At 37.0% G+C, this 17,731-nt stretch carries 17 protein-coding genes and 1 tRNA gene; 3 read left to right on the top strand and 15 right to left on the bottom strand.

The window, feature by feature from the left end; all coding sequences use genetic code 11:
• Positions 1 to 63: 63 nt before the first annotated feature.
• Positions 64 to 504, bottom strand: a complete 441-nt coding sequence (locus P176_RS0115340) for a response regulator (protein ID WP_037348982.1) — start codon at positions 502 to 504, stop codon at positions 64 to 66.
• Positions 505 to 633: 129 nt separating this feature from the next.
• Positions 634 to 1,176 (bottom strand): AraC family transcriptional regulator, encoded by a 543-nt coding sequence (locus P176_RS0115335; RefSeq protein ID WP_051605526.1) that lies wholly within the window; start codon positions 1,174 to 1,176, stop codon positions 634 to 636.
• Between the two features lie 248 nt (positions 1,177 to 1,424).
• Here P176_RS0115335 and P176_RS19615 point away from each other — a divergent pair, with 248 nt between their 5' ends.
• On the top strand, positions 1,425 to 1,862 hold the full coding sequence (locus tag P176_RS19615) for a BLUF domain-containing protein (protein WP_051605525.1): 438 nt from the start codon (positions 1,425 to 1,427) through the stop codon (positions 1,860 to 1,862).
• Positions 1,863 to 1,994: 132 nt separating this feature from the next.
• Here the strand turns inward: P176_RS19615 and P176_RS0115325 are convergent, their stop codons facing one another.
• The 9 genes from P176_RS0115325 to P176_RS20740 form a co-directional block, all read right to left on the bottom strand.
• Positions 1,995 to 2,408, bottom strand: coding sequence for a DUF6691 family protein (locus P176_RS0115325; RefSeq protein ID WP_026755534.1), 414 nt, complete (start codon positions 2,406 to 2,408; stop codon positions 1,995 to 1,997).
• Positions 2,409 to 2,411: 3 nt separating this feature from the next.
• Complete coding sequence (locus P176_RS0115320; protein ID WP_026755533.1) at positions 2,412 to 2,969, bottom strand: YeeE/YedE family protein; 558 nt, start codon at positions 2,967 to 2,969, stop codon at positions 2,412 to 2,414.
• A gap of 66 nt (positions 2,970 to 3,035) precedes the next feature.
• Positions 3,036 to 4,073: a cytochrome d ubiquinol oxidase subunit II gene (cydB, locus tag P176_RS0115315; protein ID WP_026755532.1), complete on the bottom strand. Its 1,038-nt coding sequence runs from the start codon at positions 4,071 to 4,073 to the stop codon at positions 3,036 to 3,038.
• An 11-nt stretch (positions 4,074 to 4,084) separates the two neighbouring features.
• Entirely contained in the window at positions 4,085 to 5,479 is a 1,395-nt protein-coding gene (locus tag P176_RS0115310) for a cytochrome ubiquinol oxidase subunit I (protein WP_026755531.1), read from the bottom strand.
• 219 nt (positions 5,480 to 5,698) lie between these two features.
• Positions 5,699 to 7,027, bottom strand: coding sequence for an MBL fold metallo-hydrolase (locus tag P176_RS0115305; RefSeq protein ID WP_026755530.1), 1,329 nt, complete (start codon positions 7,025 to 7,027; stop codon positions 5,699 to 5,701).
• Positions 7,028 to 7,137: 110 nt separating this feature from the next.
• Complete coding sequence (locus P176_RS0115300) at positions 7,138 to 7,938, bottom strand: sulfite exporter TauE/SafE family protein (RefSeq protein WP_026755529.1); 801 nt, start codon at positions 7,936 to 7,938, stop codon at positions 7,138 to 7,140.
• A 58-nt stretch (positions 7,939 to 7,996) separates the two neighbouring features.
• Entirely contained in the window at positions 7,997 to 8,623 is a 627-nt protein-coding gene (locus P176_RS0115295; protein WP_026755528.1) for a Crp/Fnr family transcriptional regulator, read from the bottom strand.
• Between the two features lie 322 nt (positions 8,624 to 8,945).
• A tRNA-Arg gene (locus tag P176_RS0115290) sits at positions 8,946 to 9,019 on the bottom strand.
• A gap of 129 nt (positions 9,020 to 9,148) precedes the next feature.
• Entirely contained in the window at positions 9,149 to 9,298 is a 150-nt protein-coding gene (locus P176_RS20740; protein WP_026755527.1) for a hypothetical protein, read from the bottom strand.
• A 663-nt stretch (positions 9,299 to 9,961) separates the two neighbouring features.
• Here P176_RS20740 and P176_RS0115280 point away from each other — a divergent pair.
• Complete coding sequence (locus tag P176_RS0115280) at positions 9,962 to 11,941, top strand: endonuclease (protein ID WP_026755526.1); 1,980 nt, start codon at positions 9,962 to 9,964, stop codon at positions 11,939 to 11,941.
• 84 nt (positions 11,942 to 12,025) lie between these two features.
• Here the strand turns inward: P176_RS0115280 and P176_RS20105 are convergent, their stop codons facing one another.
• The 3 genes from P176_RS20105 to P176_RS0115265 form a co-directional block, all read right to left on the bottom strand.
• Positions 12,026 to 13,900, bottom strand: a complete 1,875-nt coding sequence (locus tag P176_RS20105; RefSeq protein WP_051605524.1) for a M56 family metallopeptidase — start codon at positions 13,898 to 13,900, stop codon at positions 12,026 to 12,028.
• A gap of 2 nt (positions 13,901 to 13,902) precedes the next feature.
• On the bottom strand, positions 13,903 to 14,259 hold the full coding sequence (locus P176_RS0115270; RefSeq protein WP_026755525.1) for a BlaI/MecI/CopY family transcriptional regulator: 357 nt from the start codon (positions 14,257 to 14,259) through the stop codon (positions 13,903 to 13,905).
• Positions 14,260 to 14,440: 181 nt separating this feature from the next.
• Entirely contained in the window at positions 14,441 to 15,238 is a 798-nt protein-coding gene (locus tag P176_RS0115265; protein WP_156033111.1) for a hypothetical protein, read from the bottom strand.
• Between the two features lie 200 nt (positions 15,239 to 15,438).
• On the opposite strand from P176_RS0115265, the gene P176_RS0115260 reads away from it, so the two are divergent.
• Entirely contained in the window at positions 15,439 to 16,386 is a 948-nt protein-coding gene (locus P176_RS0115260; protein ID WP_026755523.1) for a calcium/sodium antiporter, read from the top strand.
• 200 nt (positions 16,387 to 16,586) lie between these two features.
• Here the strand turns inward: P176_RS0115260 and P176_RS0115255 are convergent, their stop codons facing one another.
• Positions 16,587 to 17,600 carry a glutamine synthetase beta-grasp domain-containing protein gene (locus P176_RS0115255; protein ID WP_026755522.1) on the bottom strand — a complete coding sequence of 338 codons (1,014 nt, stop codon included), beginning with the start codon at positions 17,598 to 17,600 and terminating at the stop codon, positions 16,587 to 16,589.
• Between the last annotated feature and the right edge of the window lie 131 nt (positions 17,601 to 17,731).

The raw sequence follows: 17,731 nt of genomic DNA, 5'->3' as shown, positions 1-17,731 counted from the left end.
TATCAAAAACATTTTGATTATCTGTGGGATCTTAATAAAAAAATCCATTTGCGAAAGAATCTCTTAAATTTTTAATAGGAAATTTTCCTTTTTAAAGTCATTGGTATGATAGGTCCAATTAGTAGTGATCACCTGCTTTAGTGCATTCTTTAAATCGGGAAAGGTCGTTGGCTTATTCAAGTAAATATTAGCGCCTTTATTGAACGTATCCTCTATATCTTGCTCAGAGGAAGATGTAGAATAAATGGCAATGATGGTGTCTTTATGATCTTCCATTTTTCTAATTTCCTCTAAGCATTCAAAACCGTCCATCACTGGCATATTTAAATCCAGAAAAATCAAGTTAGGGGCCTCTTCCTTATGCTCTTTCAAGAAATCAATACATGACTGTCCATCTTCGACTTGTTCAAGTTTCGTATTCATATCAAGACCATTCAATGCGTCTGAAAAAAAACGCCTGTCATCCTCATCATCATCCACTAATAATATTCTCAATGTTTTCATAATTATATTTATCAATAATATTTAGTCAATTGACTAAACAGTTCAAAATTAAAATGTGCAAAAATATCTTATTAATTTGTAATAGCCCGAATTATTTTTTTTTGCGTGGCAACTCATTTAATGATGCTCCTATTTTCTATTATCAATTAATTTTAAATATTGGGATACTGTAAGCCCTGTGACGTTTTTAAATTGCCTAGACAAATGTGAGGTACTGCTATAATCTAAATCATTTGCCACCTCAGCCACGGTTTCCCCGGTATTCATTAACAACTCTTTTGCCTTCTCAATTTTCAAAAATATATAAAATTTTTCTATTGAAGTAAAGGTCTCATTTGAAAACAGTTTAGACAAATGTGCATAATTATAACCCAATTTCTCTGAGAGCACCACTGAGATTTTCTTTTTACGCAGTGTTTTATTGGCCACAATCATTCTCATACAATCCTTGATCTGTTCCACTAGATTATCTGTATGTTTTTCAACCACTTTTATGGCGTAAGGGGTGAGATCTTCCTGTAGTTTTTGTAATTGATCGCTAGTGATGTCTTTTGACATCACGACTTGCCCCATGCCTATATTATCATAACTAATGCCATGGTCATTAAGGATTTTATCTATAATACGCTCGAAAATATTTTGAGGGTTGTAAAGAAAATCAATGCGCTTCAACTTAAATACCGTTTTATCACGTTCTTGAACAGAATTATTATTTATAAAGACGTAGCTAATATAAAGTAAATATTATCATCTTCAAAAGATTATAATTTTGAGAACTTTGCTTTACAACCAAGCTATAATCATCAATATTTATAAGCTTAAAATCTCCAAAATTGTCAGTCTCCAATTCAATTCTTTTAATCTAGAATTCTAAATATTAATATCTTTGGCATCCAAAAAAATATAGAAATTGCTGGATCATGCATACACTTTCATACGAATCTAAAGCGTCAAAACCATTATCTACAGTTGAAATGGAGAAACTTTTAGAAGAGGCTCGAGCTAACAACAACAAACAAGATATTACAGGTTGTCTTATCTATTACATGGGTACCTTCATGCAAGTTCTTGAAGGTGAAAAAGAAATTATAGAAGCACTTTACGCTAAAATCAAAAAAGACGAACGGCATACAAATGTCCAAATGTTTTCAAATGACAGTATTGATTTGAGAACATTTCCCAATTGGGGCATGGCCTATTACCCAATTGATCAAAACAATACTTCTAAAGCTGAATTTGAGCAATTTAAAAGAAACTTAATGTTACTGTCTGATCTTACGTTTCCTAATAATCCTACGGCACTTACCTTTTGGAAGCGAATGAAATTTTTAATTTCAAGTCCGCCTGACATATTCTAAGGCCATAACATAAGAGGCTAGACAGAAGTGTGATTAGCAACATTTACTTTGAGTCTCACATCTTAATATGATCATAAAAATGATTACTGTACACTGTATTGCGTTTTCACCCCAAATAATGAGTTTTAACTATTAATGCGGCAAACGGTTTTTTACGATACCGTAGAGAAAAGTCCCCAGTAAGGCTCCAAAGATCACGATAAGAATAGACGGATATCCTGCTCCTAAAAGTACATACATGGGCCCTGGGCAAGCTCCTGAAAGCGCCCAACCCAATCCAAAAATGATACCTCCAATAAGATATCTTGCGATACTTTTTTCTTTAGGGCGCAAAGACATTTGTCCTCCATTAATAGGTTTTACATTCATTCTTTTAATGACCTTAACTCCTATAACCCCTATCACTAGAGCCGAGCCTATAATACCATACATGTGGAAACTTCCAAATTGAAACATTTCATATATACGAAACCATGACGCTGCTTCAGATTTAAACATGATTATTCCAAAAAACATACCGATTACTAAATAGGTGAAATAGCGCATAACTTAAAAGATTAAAGGAAATATGAGATGAATCATTACTAGCCCACCAATAAAAAAACCGATAACCGCAATGAGTGAAGGTAATTGTAAATTACTAAGACCTGAAATAGCATGACCAGAAGTACAGCCGCCCGCATATCGCGCTCCAAACCCCACTAAAAGTCCTCCAATTAAAAGAACAAATATTGTAAACGGATCTGAAAGATTTTCGGTCGCAAATAATTCTGTAGGTAGATAAGCTTGTCCTGTACTTTCAATGTTATAGTCTTCAGAAAGTTGCTCAGCCACATTTGGGTTAATGTCCATGGTAGTATTAGACATATAAGTTGATGCCAAAAAACCGCCCAAAATGGCGCCTAAAACTACCATTAAGTTCCAACGTTCGGCTTTCCAATTGAACTTAAAAAAATCTGAAGCTTTGCCTGCTCCTAGTGCAGCACAGGCAGTACGCAGGTTAGAGGACATTCCAAATTGTTTACCCACAATAAGCAGTACAAACATGACTAACGCAATAAGTGGTCCGGCCACATACCAAGGCCAAGGATCATAAATCCAATTCATAAGATTTTATTTTAATGCAAATATCTAGGTTTCGTTACAGCAAAACGGTAACAAATGTTACAAAAGCTAATAACTATGATCGTCCAATCTTACTTTGCCTGCAAAGGTCTTGTAAACAAAATACGTATAGCCCAATACCAATGGCCCTCCTATAGCCACCATGGTCAAGCTTATTCCTAAGGATTTATCAGAAGAGGCTGCATTATAGATGGTGATGCTGTTTTTGGGGTCTATTGTAGAATAAAGTAAGGTTGGATACAACTCAATTGCAACCAGAACCATCAACAAAGAAATGGTTAATGCTGAAAAGAAAAAGGCATGATGAAATTTCTTTTTACTTGCCAATCTAGGAATATTGGCAATACTTAAAAATGTGAGCACGGGAATAACAAATAAAACAGGACTCGCTTTAAAATCATCACTCAAATGCGGAATGTAGATTAGTGTATAGAGCGTGGTAATTGAAAAGCATACAATAAACAAAATGATGCCCTTTTTTAGTAACCCTTCTAATTTATCAAATAGTTTTCCTTCGGTTTTGAGCAATAAATAAATAGCGCCGTGAGTCATAAAAAGAAATAAGGTGGTGAACCCTGTTAGAATGGCATAGGGATTTAAAAAGCCTAAGAACGGACTCCCGTCATATTCTAAATCTGGTCCTATGGGTATGCCCTGCAATACATTGCCCAATACCACGCCCAACAAAAAAGCCAGCATGATGCTGCTCACACTATAGGCAATATCCCACATTTTGCGCCACCATAACATCTCTTCTTTACTTCGGAATTCGATAGCGATGGCTCGAAAAATGATGAACATTAGAAATAACATAAACGGAATGTACATGCCTGAGAAAAATGTACCATACATCACGGGGAATCCTGCAAAAAGCGCTCCGCCACCAATAACTAACCACACCTCATTACCATCCCAAACGGGACCAACGGCATTGAGGGCCACTCGACGACTCAATTCTTTCTTAAAGAACAAGTGCCAGGCGCCTGCTCCAAAATCAAATCCGTCTAAAATAGCATAACCTGAAAAAAGGCCTCCTACAACCAAAAACCATAATGTGGGATAATCGATACCAAAAAGCGTTTCCATAATTTAATTGTTTAGGCGTTAATGGTTTTAGAAACTTCATCTGCGATCTCCTCGGTCAAAGGTCTTTCGGTTTTGTCAGCATCTTCGTCATTATAAGGACCGTGTTTTATTTTCTTGTTTAGGAGGTATAAAAACAAAAATAAGAGCAAGGCATAAATAAAAAAGAACATGATCAATGAAAACACAATTTGGTTGGCTGTAACCGCTTGAGAAAATGCTTCGGAAGTTCTTAAATGCCCATAGACCACCCAAGGTTGCCGTCCCATTTCCGCAGCAAACCAACCGACTTGGTTTCCTATTTGGGCAAGGATCACAGAAAACACGAAGGTTTTTAAGAGCCATCTGGTTTTAAATAATTTCTTACGCCACCACAAATAACAGGCATATACCGTTAATGCTATAAAAAACATCCCTATCGCAATCATGATGTGATAAAATTGAAATACCGCGTTTATTTGGCCTGGTCGGTCTTCTTTAGGGAAGGCATTGAGCCCTGTTATTGGTGCATCAAAATCTTGATCAACCAAGAAAGAGAGTCCGCCAGGTATTTTTAAACCCACCACTTCCTGACTCTCGTCATCTACCCAACCAAACAAGTACAAATCTGCAGGTGCACTTTTCTCATAATGCCCTTCCATTGCAGCCAACTTCGCCGGTTGATTTTGGGCCACACCGTCTGCCGAACTGTGACCTGTGACCAATTGCGCCAAAGAAAATACGGTAGCAACGGTAAGTGCTATTTTAAATGCCATTTTTGAGATTTCAACAAAACGGCCTTTAACCAAATAATAAGCGTGAACACTTAGCACCAAAAAAGCGCCTGCCAAAAACGCGGCAAACCAAGTGTGCGTAAGCCGGTCTACACTTGAAGGATTAAAAACCATGGCCCAAAAATCTGTAATTTCTGCTCGAGCGTTCATCCCTTCTCCAACAATATGATACCCTGCAGGCGTTTGCTGCCAGCTGTTAGCAACAACAATCCATACTGCAGAAAACATAGAACCCAAAAACACGCCTATGGTAGCCACTAAATGCACCCAAGGTTTCACCCGGTTCCAGCCAAAGAGCAAAATTCCTAAAAACCCACTTTCTAGAGCAAAGGCAAAAATACCTTCGGCGGCAAGTGCGCTTCCAAAGATATCTCCTACATATCGTGAGTACGTGGCCCAATTGGTGCCAAACTCAAACTCCATAACAATACCGGTAACAACGCCTATGCCAAAGGTAAGTGCGAAAATCTTAGTCCAAAATTTAGCAAGAATATGGTATTTTTCATTTTTTGTCTTAATCCAAAGACTTTCAAAAATTACCATTATTAAACCTAAGCCAATGCTTAAAGGTGGATAGATATAGTGAAAGGCGATTGTAAAAGCGAACTGTACTCGAGCAAGAATTTCGGTATCCATCTCTTAGCTGTTTTGATTGATACAAAGATAAGAAGAACCCAACTCTTAGCTAAATTGAAAGCTAATTAAACGTTGGCAAATAGTCGGTTTTTTGCTTCTGAAACACCTCCCTTTTTTATTTTTTCATCTGAAACTATTTTTATGAAAAAACCATCCACTTTACCGATGTAAAATGAATGGTCTCAACTGCTATTCCATAGGGTTATGGGAAGGTTATTTTTATTGAAACTGACTCACAGCTTCACTTAAATCATAGACTAGTGCATCCTTCAAAACGTTCTGTACAATACTGCTTCCGGCAGCACTGCGATATCCACCTGCACAATGCACAACGATAGGCTTGTTCGTTGGAATTTGATTTGCCGTTTCGCGTAACTCATTCAATGGATGCTCAAGCGCATTTTCAAAAAACTTCCCATTATTGATTTCACTTTGATTGCGAATGTCAACAATAGTATAGTTGTCTGGGTTATTTTTAAAATCCTCCAGGTCGAGTTTTGCTGTACGTTTCATCTCTTGGTCTAAAAGCGTTATGACTTGCTTGAGTTGCTTTTCATAACCGATTTTGGCTATACGGTGCAGTAAGGCCTCTTTATTTTCTTTATGATCTATGACCAAGGTGAATTGATCTTCAGGTTTTACGATAGACCCTAACCAAGTTTCAAATTTTGATGTTTCAGACACCGCTTGAATATTAATACTCCCTTTGAGATGCCCCTTTTTAAAAGTAACTTCATCACGCATATCTATAATTAATCCTTCGGCAGTTGTATTTTCAGTAAATGGAATAAGATCAATTGACGACTTTAAATGAGCAGCTCCAGTCTTGTTGGTGTCTACATCAAACCCAAAATAATGAGGTATAAATGGCTGCCCGTCAAGTATGGTTTCCATAAAAGCTTCTTTAGATTGTTTTTTGAAAGCCCAATTATCATTACGCTCATTTCCGAGTGTGCTGCTCGCGGCATCGCTCAAATTCTTACCACAAAGAGAACCTGCGCCATGTGCTGGATAGACAAGCGCATCATCTGGCAAATCAGTGAATTTAGTTGTAATCGACTCGTACATCATTTCGGCCAATTCTTCGCGTTTAGCTCTCATGTTGCCTGCTTTTTCACGCAAATCGGGTCGACCTACATCTCCAATAAACAACGTATCTCCCGTAAATAACGCCGTGTCTTTTCCGTCTGTTGCAATTATCGTAATACTATCTGGCGAGTGGCCAGGTGTATTTAAAGCTTTTAATGTGATGGCTCCTAATTGAATTTGATCACCTGAGTCAAATGAATGGTGTGGATAATCGGCACCCAATTTTTCGCTATTATATATGGTAGCATTTGTATGGTTATAAATCTCTAAATGAGAGCTCACAAAATCGGCATGAGGGTGTGTTTCTATTACCGCTACAATTTTTGCATTGTTCGCTTTCGCAAAAGCATAGTATTGCTCTGGATTTCGTTCTGGGTCAATAACCGCCATTTCACCATCGCTCACAATAGCGTAAGAAAAATGTGCAAGTGGCTTATATTCAAATTGTTTAATAGTCATAATATTTAATTTTTTATAAAATTAATAAAGAATGAAGTGCTATAGTGTAACCTTTGATACCCAACCTAAAAAAAGTAACCGATAGATGCATTGAGATGCAACAAAAGATCTTAGCTGAAAAGTTCCTTGTAAATGATATAGATCCCCATCACCAGTACAAACCATCCAAATGCTTTTTTAAGCCGTTTGCCATCAAAAAATTTATTGAGCCAAATGCCTATAAAAATCCCTATTATAGACAGCACTGTAAATAAAAACAGGAATGACCAATCTATTGTTATGTTTGAAATATCACCTGTAAAGCCAATTAAGGAATTGATTGCGATTATAAAAAGTGATGTTGCCACTGCTTTTTTCATCGGTAGTTTTGCCAAGATGACTAAAGCCGGAATAATTAAGAAGCCGCCACCTGCACCTACCATACCCGTAATAAAACCAATTACGATACCTTGAATAACCAATAAGGCATGATTCGCCGGATTTAGAGCGACCTGTTCTTTCTCTGGCTTTCTGTTTCGAATCATGGTTACAGATGCCAAAAGCATAATGATGGCAAAAAACACCATAATGGCCAAGCTCTTTGTAATTAGTAAACCGCCAATTGAAAACAGCTGTTCAGGAATTGCCGGTATTATAAATTTTCTAGTGACAAATACCATGACAAGTGCAGGGCCCGCAAATACAAAAGCGGTTTTAAAAACAACCAGATTTTTTTGCATATTGCGTAAAGCGCCTACCAATGCAGAACTTCCCACTACAAAAAGCGAATATGCTGTAGCTGTAACAGGATTAAGGTAAAAGAAATACACCAATACAGGAACCGTCAATATGGAACCTCCTCCTCCAATAAGCCCCAACACGACCCCTACTAGAAGCGCTCCTATATATCCTAAAATCTCTATGATACTCATTATGGTTTAAATATGCTACAAATGTATAGAACCGAAAAAGAACTCTAAGTAACCAATGTTACAAGACTTCAACAAAACTGCGGTGAAGTTTTATTTTATGATCCTTTTCCATCTTTTTGAGAAGTCTAGAGATAACCACTCGACTTGTATGAAGGTCACTCGCAATATCTTTATGAGTGGTATAAATGTGTTTACTGTTTAAGATTTTTATTTTCTGGTCCAGATAATTTTCCAAACGCTCATCCATATTATTGAATGCGATGTTATCAATACTTTCTAGCATTTCCATCATTCTGGCATGGTAACTATTGAACACAAAATTACGCCAAGATTTATACGTGCTAGACCATTCTTCCATTTTAGCAATGGGAATCATTAAGAGTTTTGCCGATGTTTCGGCAACAGCGTGAATTTCACTTTTTGTATGCCCAAGACAGCAGGTCATGGTCATGGCACAGGTGTCTCCCTTTTCAATATGATACAATAGGAGTTCGTCTCCTTCAGAATCAGGACGCATGATCTTTATACTTCCCGAAAGCAATAAAGGCATCGATTTGATATACTGCCCTGGTCTTATCAAATCTTCACCTTCGGGTACTTCTAAAAGCAGCCCTACTTTATTGATTTCGTCAATGAGCGCTGGCTCAAATAGAGATCCGTAATTCTTCTTAAGGTCTTCAATCATTTTTAAGTATTAAAAGTGCATGAAGATAAAAAAGGAATGTCGTCAAATAAAATTTAGCGACTCTTAAACTGAAAAATAAGTGATAGGTTATTGTTTTAGAAATAGGAAATAGAATAAGCGTAGACATTATGAAGCTAACTAAAACAAAAAATCCATCTACCGTGGAGAATGGATTTGATTTTTTTAACTCGACTCGATTGCTTCGGATCCCGTCAACTTACGTGCTTTTTTACCACAAAATACGGTATAAAACAAACGAACGCGCTAATCTAGCTAAAGTCTATAAATAGAAAAAGCCCTGTAAACAGGGCTTTTAAGCTAGTGACCTCGACTGGATTCAAACCAGTAACCTCTTGAGCCGTAATCAAGTGCGCTATTCAGTTGCGCCACGAGGCCTTTATGTAATTCCGAAACAACAAAAAAAGACTGCTATTTCGGGGTGCAAATATATTTCTTTTCCCAACAATCACAAAACAAAATTAGTCAAAACATTAGTGAAGGTATTTCTTTTGATAAAAAAACAAGCTACAAGGCTCTTTTCGTTACATAAACTCGCCATCCTATCACTGCCATTTGCAGTTGACTCGCCTTACTTAAATCTAATTGCTGCTTTGAATAACTAGGCAGTATGACCTTATTGAGTTTAGCAAGTGCTCTGAACAATCGTTTTTTCATAACTATAAATTCACATCATGATTTATAAATGTAACGGTTTTATAGCTTCTCTGCAACTGTTACTGCACGACAAATGCAGAACCTTCTTATTTACATAAAGCGGATTCCACATTGTTATCGAGTTGGTTAAACCTCCTTCGATTTACGATCATTCGTTTAGCTAATTATAAACAGAATATCGATTAGTAGTTTTGCTAGTGTCATCATTGTCTTTGGATTTAAAGGTTAATTATTGATTAAATTTTGGTGTCTTTCATTAATGAGTTTTCAATATAGAAAGCAACACCTTATGTTTCCAAGAGATCAGATCAGATTCTATGAATTTGAATACGAAATCATAACTAAAAATACATACTCTATTTCAATATTTTATACATATCCTTCAAAAAAGTTAATATTTGTAATATTATTTTATATTTATTGTTTCATATTGAAATAAATATAGAGGGTTTTTAAAGGGTATTTTCTAAACCAAGGGCCAATTTGTCTTTAAATAGTCGCTTTTACGCTATTCTATCTTTTCAGATTTTAATTTTTAGAGATGGCGCTACTCCCAAAGTCATCTTTAAAAATGAGAAATACAACACGCCAGAAATAACCTTTTGATAACTCCGTAATCTTAAAATAACGGCCGAGAATATTACTTTTATAAAAAAATCTGAGATGAAATTAGCCTTACAACTGTTTATCCTCTTCTGTTTTACAACGAGCTTATTTTCTCAAGTAGTCATCAATGAACTCGACTGTGATACTCCTGGTGTTGATGACATGGAATTTATTGAGCTCCTCTCCGAAAATCCAGAAACCCCTCTTGACGGTTATATTCTCGTGTTTTTTAACGGATCTTCTTCAGGGATGAACTCTAGTTATTTTGCCTTAGACCTTGATGGCTACGTCACCGATGTTAATGGATTATTGCTCATTGGCAGCAATGCTGTGAGTCCTGTACCTCAGCTTTTGATTGCTCCAAACACATTTCAAAACGGCCCAGATGCGGTAGCACTGTACCAAGCCGATGATCTTGATTTTCCTGAACAAACGCTGGCCACTATTGAAAATCTTGTAGACGTGCTGCTTTACGACACCTCAGACCCAGATGACGACGATATGATTGCTATTTTTAGTGCAGATCCAAGATTTGCAAGCATAACACAAATCAATGAGGGACCAGGCAATAACACAAACTCCATACAACGTTTTGTTGATCTTGACGGTAACGTTAGCTACACCTCCACCACTCCAACACCTAGACAGCTTAACGATGGTAGCGGCATTGTACTTAATGGTATTAGTATCTCAGTTGCTCAAGAGCAGTATGAAGAAGGCGACAGCTTTGAGATTAGCTTTACTTCTGAAATTCCTGTTACAGAACCTTTAAATTTCAATATTCTTTTCGACAACAATGGTTTCAATACCACCGATTTTATTGGGAACACCGCCATTAGCATCCCTACAAATGAAACCTACGCATCAACTACCATTACCCTTGTTGATGATAGTGAAGATGAAGGAGATGAAGTGACCGAACTACGGTTCGAGAGCTTACCTTCAGGATATTTGGCCTTAAATAACAATCTCCAAATTAGAATTGTAGACAATGATTTTACGATGGCAAATTTTGGCACCCCCGTAAATCCTACCTTCGGAAATGTAACGAGCACACAACCTTCTGGATATTATAACACGCTCGATCAATTGGCAGATGATGACCTTCGGGAAGCGTTGCAAAACATTATTGCAAATCCTGACATCGTAAGAGCACAAACCTATGCCGATATCATTGACATTTTAAAATCTGCCGATCAAAACCCCTTAAACAGCAACCAAGTGTGGTTGGTGTATTCTGAAGAAGGACGACCAAAACTAGATTTTCAAACAAGCTCCAACAACCAAAACAAATGGAACAGAGAACATACCTTCCCAAGATCTAGAGGTGGCTTTTATGATATAGAGGAAGATGGCATTGCGGATGGTCCCGATGTATTTTGGAGTACCAAAGCCGATTCTTTACGCCATGGCAACTCTGATGCTCATGCCTTACGCGCGGCAGATGCCATTGAAAACAGCACCCGTAATAATCTGCATTATGGGCAATATACTGGTCCAGAAGCAACTCAAGGCAGTTTTTATGGCGACGTTGCTAGAAGTGTGCTCTATATGGAAATTAGATATAACGGACTTCAAGTTGTCAACGGGTTTCCTGAAGGCACAACAGGAGCACTTGGAGATTTAGCAACCTTATTGGATTGGCATAGAAACGACCCGCCCGACGACTTTGAAATGAACCGAAACAATCTGGTTTATACTTGGCAGTTCAATAGAAACCCATTTATTGATCAACCTGAATTAGTAGAATATCTTTGGGGAACAAACGTTGGAGATATTTGGAATCAAGAATTGAATGTTACAAAGTTTGATGCCAATGCAATTCGTCTATACCCAAACCCTACAACAGACAGCATTACCATTAACGGACTTGACGCCCAAGCAAACATCAGTGTGTTTTCAATAGAAGGCCAATTTTTAAAATCTTTCATTTACAACAAAGAAGCTACAATCCATTTAAACTTACCGAGCGGAATTTATCTTTTAAATATTTCTTCGGAAAATAAACAAACCGTAAAAAAGATTGTCATCAACTAACAACAGTGACTTTTACTATAATCAAAAACCCTTCAGTATTATTAATACTGAAGGGTTTTTAGATGTAATGATTTCCGAAGGTATTTAATCATCAATAGCGCTATTCCCTTTGGGATTCGTTCTAATAATTACCGCACCATTACTCCCGTTGCTTCCAAATCTTTGAACGGCCTCAACACCATCTAAAACTTCTACAGAGATAAAATCATCTTTATCAACAGTTTCGAGCGTACTGTAAGACACTTTTTTTCCATCTAAAATGAATAAAACTTCAGCTATATTTTCTCCAGAAATCTTGAATTGACCATCTGCATCTCTATGCACTATGATTTTGTCCTTAACCTTTGCATTGGCTATAGATAGAAAGTTTTTAGTGGTTACAATTAGTGCACCGTGCTTCGCTTTTTCTCCATAAGCATCTATGGCCTGCTGTCCTCTCAATACAGTTATCGATTCGATCTGGCTAGGAGCAAAAAGCTGCATGACACTCAATGACGATTCCTGACCATCCAAAATTATTAGAGGATCCTGCACTTGTAATCTATTTGGTTGTTGCTGTCCGTTTTCTAAAGCATTTATGTTCGTAAAAGTACCGTCCTTACTAATAGTTCCCGAAAGGTTCTTAAGTGTTTTTGTAAATAAAGAATCAGATATTTTAGAATTTATCGCTTTAGGAGTGACAGTACCAGCCGAGGTTGATGTCTTTCTTACTTTAGTGGTATCGCTATCTTCTGTGTTTTTATTTGGAGTATTTGCTTTTGAATTTTTAGTGGTTTCTATTTCTGAATTCTCAATATTACCCACCCCAAACTCATCTTGAGATTGCTCAAAATAAAATGATGATATAGGATTTGAGCTATCAAGGTTATATGTAGCACTATTGCCTTGAGATGTAAATACAGTGTTAATCGCAGTGATTTCACCTTGGGCATTACGCTTAAGTCGTTTGTAAGTGAATGAAATGTTATTGACTTGCAGATCTTGCTGTATTTGTTGTAAATCTGCATCTGTCAAATCTTTGTGAAATGTGACCTTTACAGAGTCTTCTTGAAACAGGTTCAGAGCATCATGCGGGACGTTATTTGAATTAGTTTCGACGTAGATGGTTTCTGTATTAAAACTCATCATAAAAAGTACGATAAACGGAATGGCGAATACCAACTTCATCTTATGTATCGCTTTTGATTTTGATTGGTGTAACATGACGATTCGTTTTTTGATTAATGAGGTATAAAAGGTATTTGTAAGAGACAACTCTTGATTTGACAGTGAGGTTTTAAGCAACACCTTCTGGTAGTCTCCGTTTTCAAATGAAAGGCTCTGTGCCTCAGCATCTGCAATAAATTCTAAATTTTGGCGCATTTCTTTTCTATACATCCAAATCACGGGGTTAAACCAGAACAACAAACAGCACAATTGCACTAATACAATATCTGCGGAATGCCATTGACGTGCATGAACCTTTTCATGATTGATAATATGCTCTAAATCTTCAGCGTTGAACTGACTGGGATTATAGACAATTCGATTAAAAAATGAAAAAGGCGTTACGTTGAGAGCGGTTTCGTAAACCCTAAATTGACCAACCGTTATTAATTTGGTCGCCTTAAACAGCTTGCGTAGAGAGAAGAGCGCCAGCAGCAATCGTAATAAAAAAAACACCATACCAGCGACATACACCCAAGAAAACGCTTGGATTACGTCAAAAGGCTCCTCCGTGATTTCTATTGGACTATTGTAAAGCACATATGACATGGCTTTTGGCGTGATAGACGACAGATCAAAAGAATTGACCTCAACGTATATAGGAATAAAAATGAAAGGCAAAACAATGGATGTGAGTAAACCTGTAATCAAAAACCAACGGTTAGATTGAAAAAAGGTCTCGCGCTGCAAAAACAGAAAATAGCAGATATAGAAAATAGCTAATAGGGCCGAAGATTTTAATAGATAGTCCATAATTACTTGTTTTTCTCTATTAACGCTATAATCTCCTTAAGCTCATCAACGCTTATTTTATCTTCCTTAGCAAAAAAGGACACCACACTTTTATAAGAGCTATTAAAATAACTGTCTATCGCATTGCTCATAAAGCGTTTTTTATAGGCTTCTTTAGGAACAATAGGGTAATATTCGTGGGTTTTACCATAGGCCTTATGTCCTACGTAGTTTTTCTCTTCTAGATTTCTAATGATGGTCGAGAGCGTGTTGTAATGTGGTTTATCATCCATTTCTGCTAACACATCTTTTACAAAAGCGGTCTCCAATCGCCACATGATGTGCATGATCTCTTCTTCTTTATTGGTAAGTTTCTGCATGATTATCAGTGTTTTAAACTTTAAATCAAATGTATAACTATTTTTATAGTTATACAACTAATTAAATAGTTAATAAACTACTTCTTTCGTTACAAATAAAAGCGACCGGTATATGAGATATTACTAAATATCAAAAAAGACACGCTTGTAGGTGTCTTTTAGAAAGAAAAAATTGTTTTTTTTAGTGCTTAGTTGTCGCTATTATGGCGCCGTCTCTTGCTTTGTTACCATAAACGCTAATGGCTATTTTTGGTTTTAAAACATCTACAGCATCCAACAGATCTTTTTTAGCCAATGCATTTAAGGTTTTAAAATCTGAAATTTTACCGTCGATCACTATGACCTTCTTCTTAGTGACGTCTTCACTAAATTTACAGGTCGTCTGTCTGTTATTATGCGTTTCATCAAAGAGAAAGGCAAATCGATCTGATCTTGCATTCTTAAAACTAAAATTCTGCATCATGCGTTCCTTGATTTGATCTATGGTCAAGGAATCTCCTTCAAAGAGAAACATAGAATGCGGATTATTAAAGTAGCGATTAGCATCATAATCTTCAGACTCAGAAAAAGCGCCTTCCTTTTCAACTAAAGCATCTTCACTAGTAGATTTGTTAGTTAAATCATTGTCGTCATCAACATACAGCTTGGCATGACGTCTTCCAAAAGCGATATGATCAATAGGGATGTTACTTAAAAATTGTGAAGTCACGGTCTTGCCATTCTTATCTGTCAATGTAATGTTCAAGCCAATAATTAGATGCTCACCGTTTCTTTTGATATCCTTAAAATTGGCAACAATACCGTAATCTGCCAACATCAAATTGATATCCTCAAGATTGAGCATAGTGGTTGCAGCATCAATGGTAATATTCACGTCCTCAATATTATGAAGTGTAGACTTGCTATCTTGTTGTGCCAACAATTGACTTGGCAATAAAAGTATTGCCCAAAGCGCAATGCTGCTTAAAATGTGTTTCAAAAATAGATTTACATTCATATAAATCGTCTTAACTACCAATTACAAAATTAAGATCTTAAATATTGCTTGAGCGCATTTTAGATAAAAATTAAAAGACACTTCAAATGGAAGTAACTTAAATGATATGTCCAAACTTCAATTTATACTATCTTCGCATTGTCAAATTAACCATCTATCACGGTTTTTAAAACGAGTATTTCATGAGTATATTTTGGATTATCTTAGGGTTGATTCTATTAGTCATTGGTGGCGAGTTTTTAGTGCGTGCCTCTGTTGCTTTATCCTTCAAACTTAACATTTCAAAAATGGTCATAGGGATGACGGTGGTGAGTTTTGCCACTTCAGCCCCCGAATTATTAGTGAGCTTAAACGCGGCGCTTGCAGGATCTCCTGCAATTGCTTTAAACAATGTTATTGGCTCTAATATAGCCAACATTGGTTTGGTATTGGGCATCACAGCACTCGTGAGTTCTATTTCTGTAGACCGGTCTTTTTACAAGCTCAATTGGCCGGCCATGCTCGTGTTTTCTATTTTACTTTATTATTTTTTATATAACGATAACCAACTCACTGCGCTAGAGGGCATCTTTCTTTTTGTGGGCTTGATTGCTTTTTTGATCATCTTGATTCGTTCCGCAAAAAAAGAAGTAGCCTTAGAAGAAGTAGATGAAAGCTTAGCGGTAGTTTCTAATTTTAAAATGACCATTTGGCTGCTTATAGGGGCTGCAGCTTTATATTTTGGCTCAGAATGGTTGGTAGATGGCGCTAAAGACCTTGCCATTACCCTTGGGGTTAGTGATGCTGTTATTGCCGCTACGGTAATTGCAATTGGCACTAGCGTTCCAGAATTGGCCGCATCGGTCATAGCAGCCGTAAAACAAGAAAAAGCCTTATCACTGGGTAACTTGATCGGCTCTAATATATTTAACATCGGCTCTGTTTTAGGCCTTACCTCTATGGTTAAAACTATAGAAGTTACAGATGCCAGTATTTTAAACAGTGATATTTTGTGGATGCTTGGTTTTGCGGTGGTTTTGTTACCATTGATTCTTATTCCGAAGAAATTGGACATTGGTCGTTTCAAAGGATTTTTTCTGGTTGCAGCTTACGGCGTTTTTCTTTTTCTTGCCTTTAGGTCCCAAGTATAATTCTAGCAGGTAAAATAAGCTCCCGCTATAGTTTTTTCTTCGGAAATTGGAGCGCTTCAAATCCTTCAGGCATCAACACTACCGGTTCTTCTCTTCTATGTTAAGGCATCAACTGAACTATGATGACCACAAAAGTTAGGGCATAAAAAACGTCCCTCAATAATGAAGGACGCATTTTTATCTTTGATAATAGCGATAATCTAGCTAATATTTGCGGATTTCACCGTCTTAACGATACGTCCTGCAATTTTATAAGGATCGCCATTTGAAGCTGGACGACGATCTTCTAACCATCCTTTCCATCCTTTCTCAACCGTAATGATTGGGATACGAATAGAAGCACCACGATCTGAAACCCCATAACTAAAGTCATGGATAGATGCTGTTTCGTGCTTACCGGTTAATCGCTCATCATTAAACTCACCATAAACAGCAATATGCTCTTTTACAACAGGTCTAAACGCTTCACAAATTTTCATATATGTTTCTTTGTCTCCACAAGTTCTTAACACAGAGTTTGAAAAGTTAGCGTGCATCCCAGAACCATTCCAATCTCCCTTAACAGGTTTTGGATGGTATTCAATGTAATACCCGTACTGCTCTGTTAATCGATCCAATAAGTATCTCGAAATCCAAATCTCATCACCTGCTTTTTTTGCACCTTTAGCAAACAATTGGTATTCCCACTGGCCAGAAGCCACCTCTTGATTAATACCCTCAAAGTTTAAGCCTGCGGCAAGACATAAATCGGCGTGCTCTTCAACAAAACCTCTACCGTGTGTATGACGTCCACCAACAGAGCAATAATACATACCCTGTGGTCCAGGATATCCTCCAATAGGGAAACCTAAAGGCAATTGGGTGTGCTTATCCATAATGAAATATTCTTGCTCAAACCCGAACCAGAAATCATTATCATCATCATCAATAGTAGCACGTCCGTTAGACTCGTGTGGGGTTCCATCAGAATTCAAAACCTCTGTCATTACCAAATAGGCATCATCTCTTGCAGGATCTGGATAAATGGCAACAGGCTTCAATAAACAATCTGAAGATCCGCCCTCAGCTTGCTTTGTTGAACTACCATCAAATGACCATACCGGACAATCTTCTAGCTTTCCGCTAAAATCTTCTTCTATTTTGGTTTTACTACGCATATTTTGGGTTGGCTTATAGCCATCTAACCAAATGTACTCTAACTTAGATTTACTCATGTTGTGCTTTAATTTATATAAGTGAAGTATACAAAATTATTACTTTCTGTCACTAGGCAAAATATTGGTTATGAATTTAGTGAAATTTTATCAACAATAACGTTTGCGTGAGAATGTGATCAATTTTGGGT

The sequence above is a fragment of the Sediminibacter sp. Hel_I_10 genome, assembly GCF_000688335.1.
GTDB lineage: Bacteria > Bacteroidota > Bacteroidia > Flavobacteriales > Flavobacteriaceae > Psychroserpens.
Note: the sequence above shows the minus strand (reverse complement) of the source record. Positions and strands in the feature narration are given on the sequence as shown.

Coding starts and splice junctions, on each gene's coding strand:
- P176_RS0115340 (WP_037348982.1), bottom strand. CDS start 504: ATGAAAACATTGAGAATATTATTAGTGGATGATGATGAGGATGACAGG.
- P176_RS19615 (WP_051605525.1), top strand. CDS start 1,425: ATGCATACACTTTCATACGAATCTAAAGCGTCAAAACCATTATCTACA.
- P176_RS0115325 (WP_026755534.1), bottom strand. CDS start 2,408: ATGCGCTATTTCACCTATTTAGTAATCGGTATGTTTTTTGGAATAATC.
- P176_RS0115320 (WP_026755533.1), bottom strand. CDS start 2,969: ATGAATTGGATTTATGATCCTTGGCCTTGGTATGTGGCCGGACCACTT.
- cydB (WP_026755532.1), bottom strand. CDS start 4,073: ATGGAAACGCTTTTTGGTATCGATTATCCCACATTATGGTTTTTGGTT.
- P176_RS0115310 (WP_026755531.1), bottom strand. CDS start 5,479: ATGGATACCGAAATTCTTGCTCGAGTACAGTTCGCTTTTACAATCGCC.
- P176_RS0115305 (WP_026755530.1), bottom strand. CDS start 7,027: ATGACTATTAAACAATTTGAATATAAGCCACTTGCACATTTTTCTTAC.
- P176_RS0115300 (WP_026755529.1), bottom strand. CDS start 7,938: ATGAGTATCATAGAGATTTTAGGATATATAGGAGCGCTTCTAGTAGGG.
- P176_RS0115295 (WP_026755528.1), bottom strand. CDS start 8,623: ATGATTGAAGACCTTAAGAAGAATTACGGATCTCTATTTGAGCCAGCG.
- P176_RS20740 (WP_026755527.1), bottom strand. CDS start 9,298: ATGAAAAAACGATTGTTCAGAGCACTTGCTAAACTCAATAAGGTCATA.
- P176_RS0115280 (WP_026755526.1), top strand. CDS start 9,962: ATGAAATTAGCCTTACAACTGTTTATCCTCTTCTGTTTTACAACGAGC.
- P176_RS20105 (WP_051605524.1), bottom strand. CDS start 13,900: ATGGACTATCTATTAAAATCTTCGGCCCTATTAGCTATTTTCTATATC.
- P176_RS0115270 (WP_026755525.1), bottom strand. CDS start 14,259: ATGCAGAAACTTACCAATAAAGAAGAAGAGATCATGCACATCATGTGG.
- P176_RS0115260 (WP_026755523.1), top strand. CDS start 15,439: ATGAGTATATTTTGGATTATCTTAGGGTTGATTCTATTAGTCATTGGT.
- P176_RS0115255 (WP_026755522.1), bottom strand. CDS start 17,600: ATGAGTAAATCTAAGTTAGAGTACATTTGGTTAGATGGCTATAAGCCA.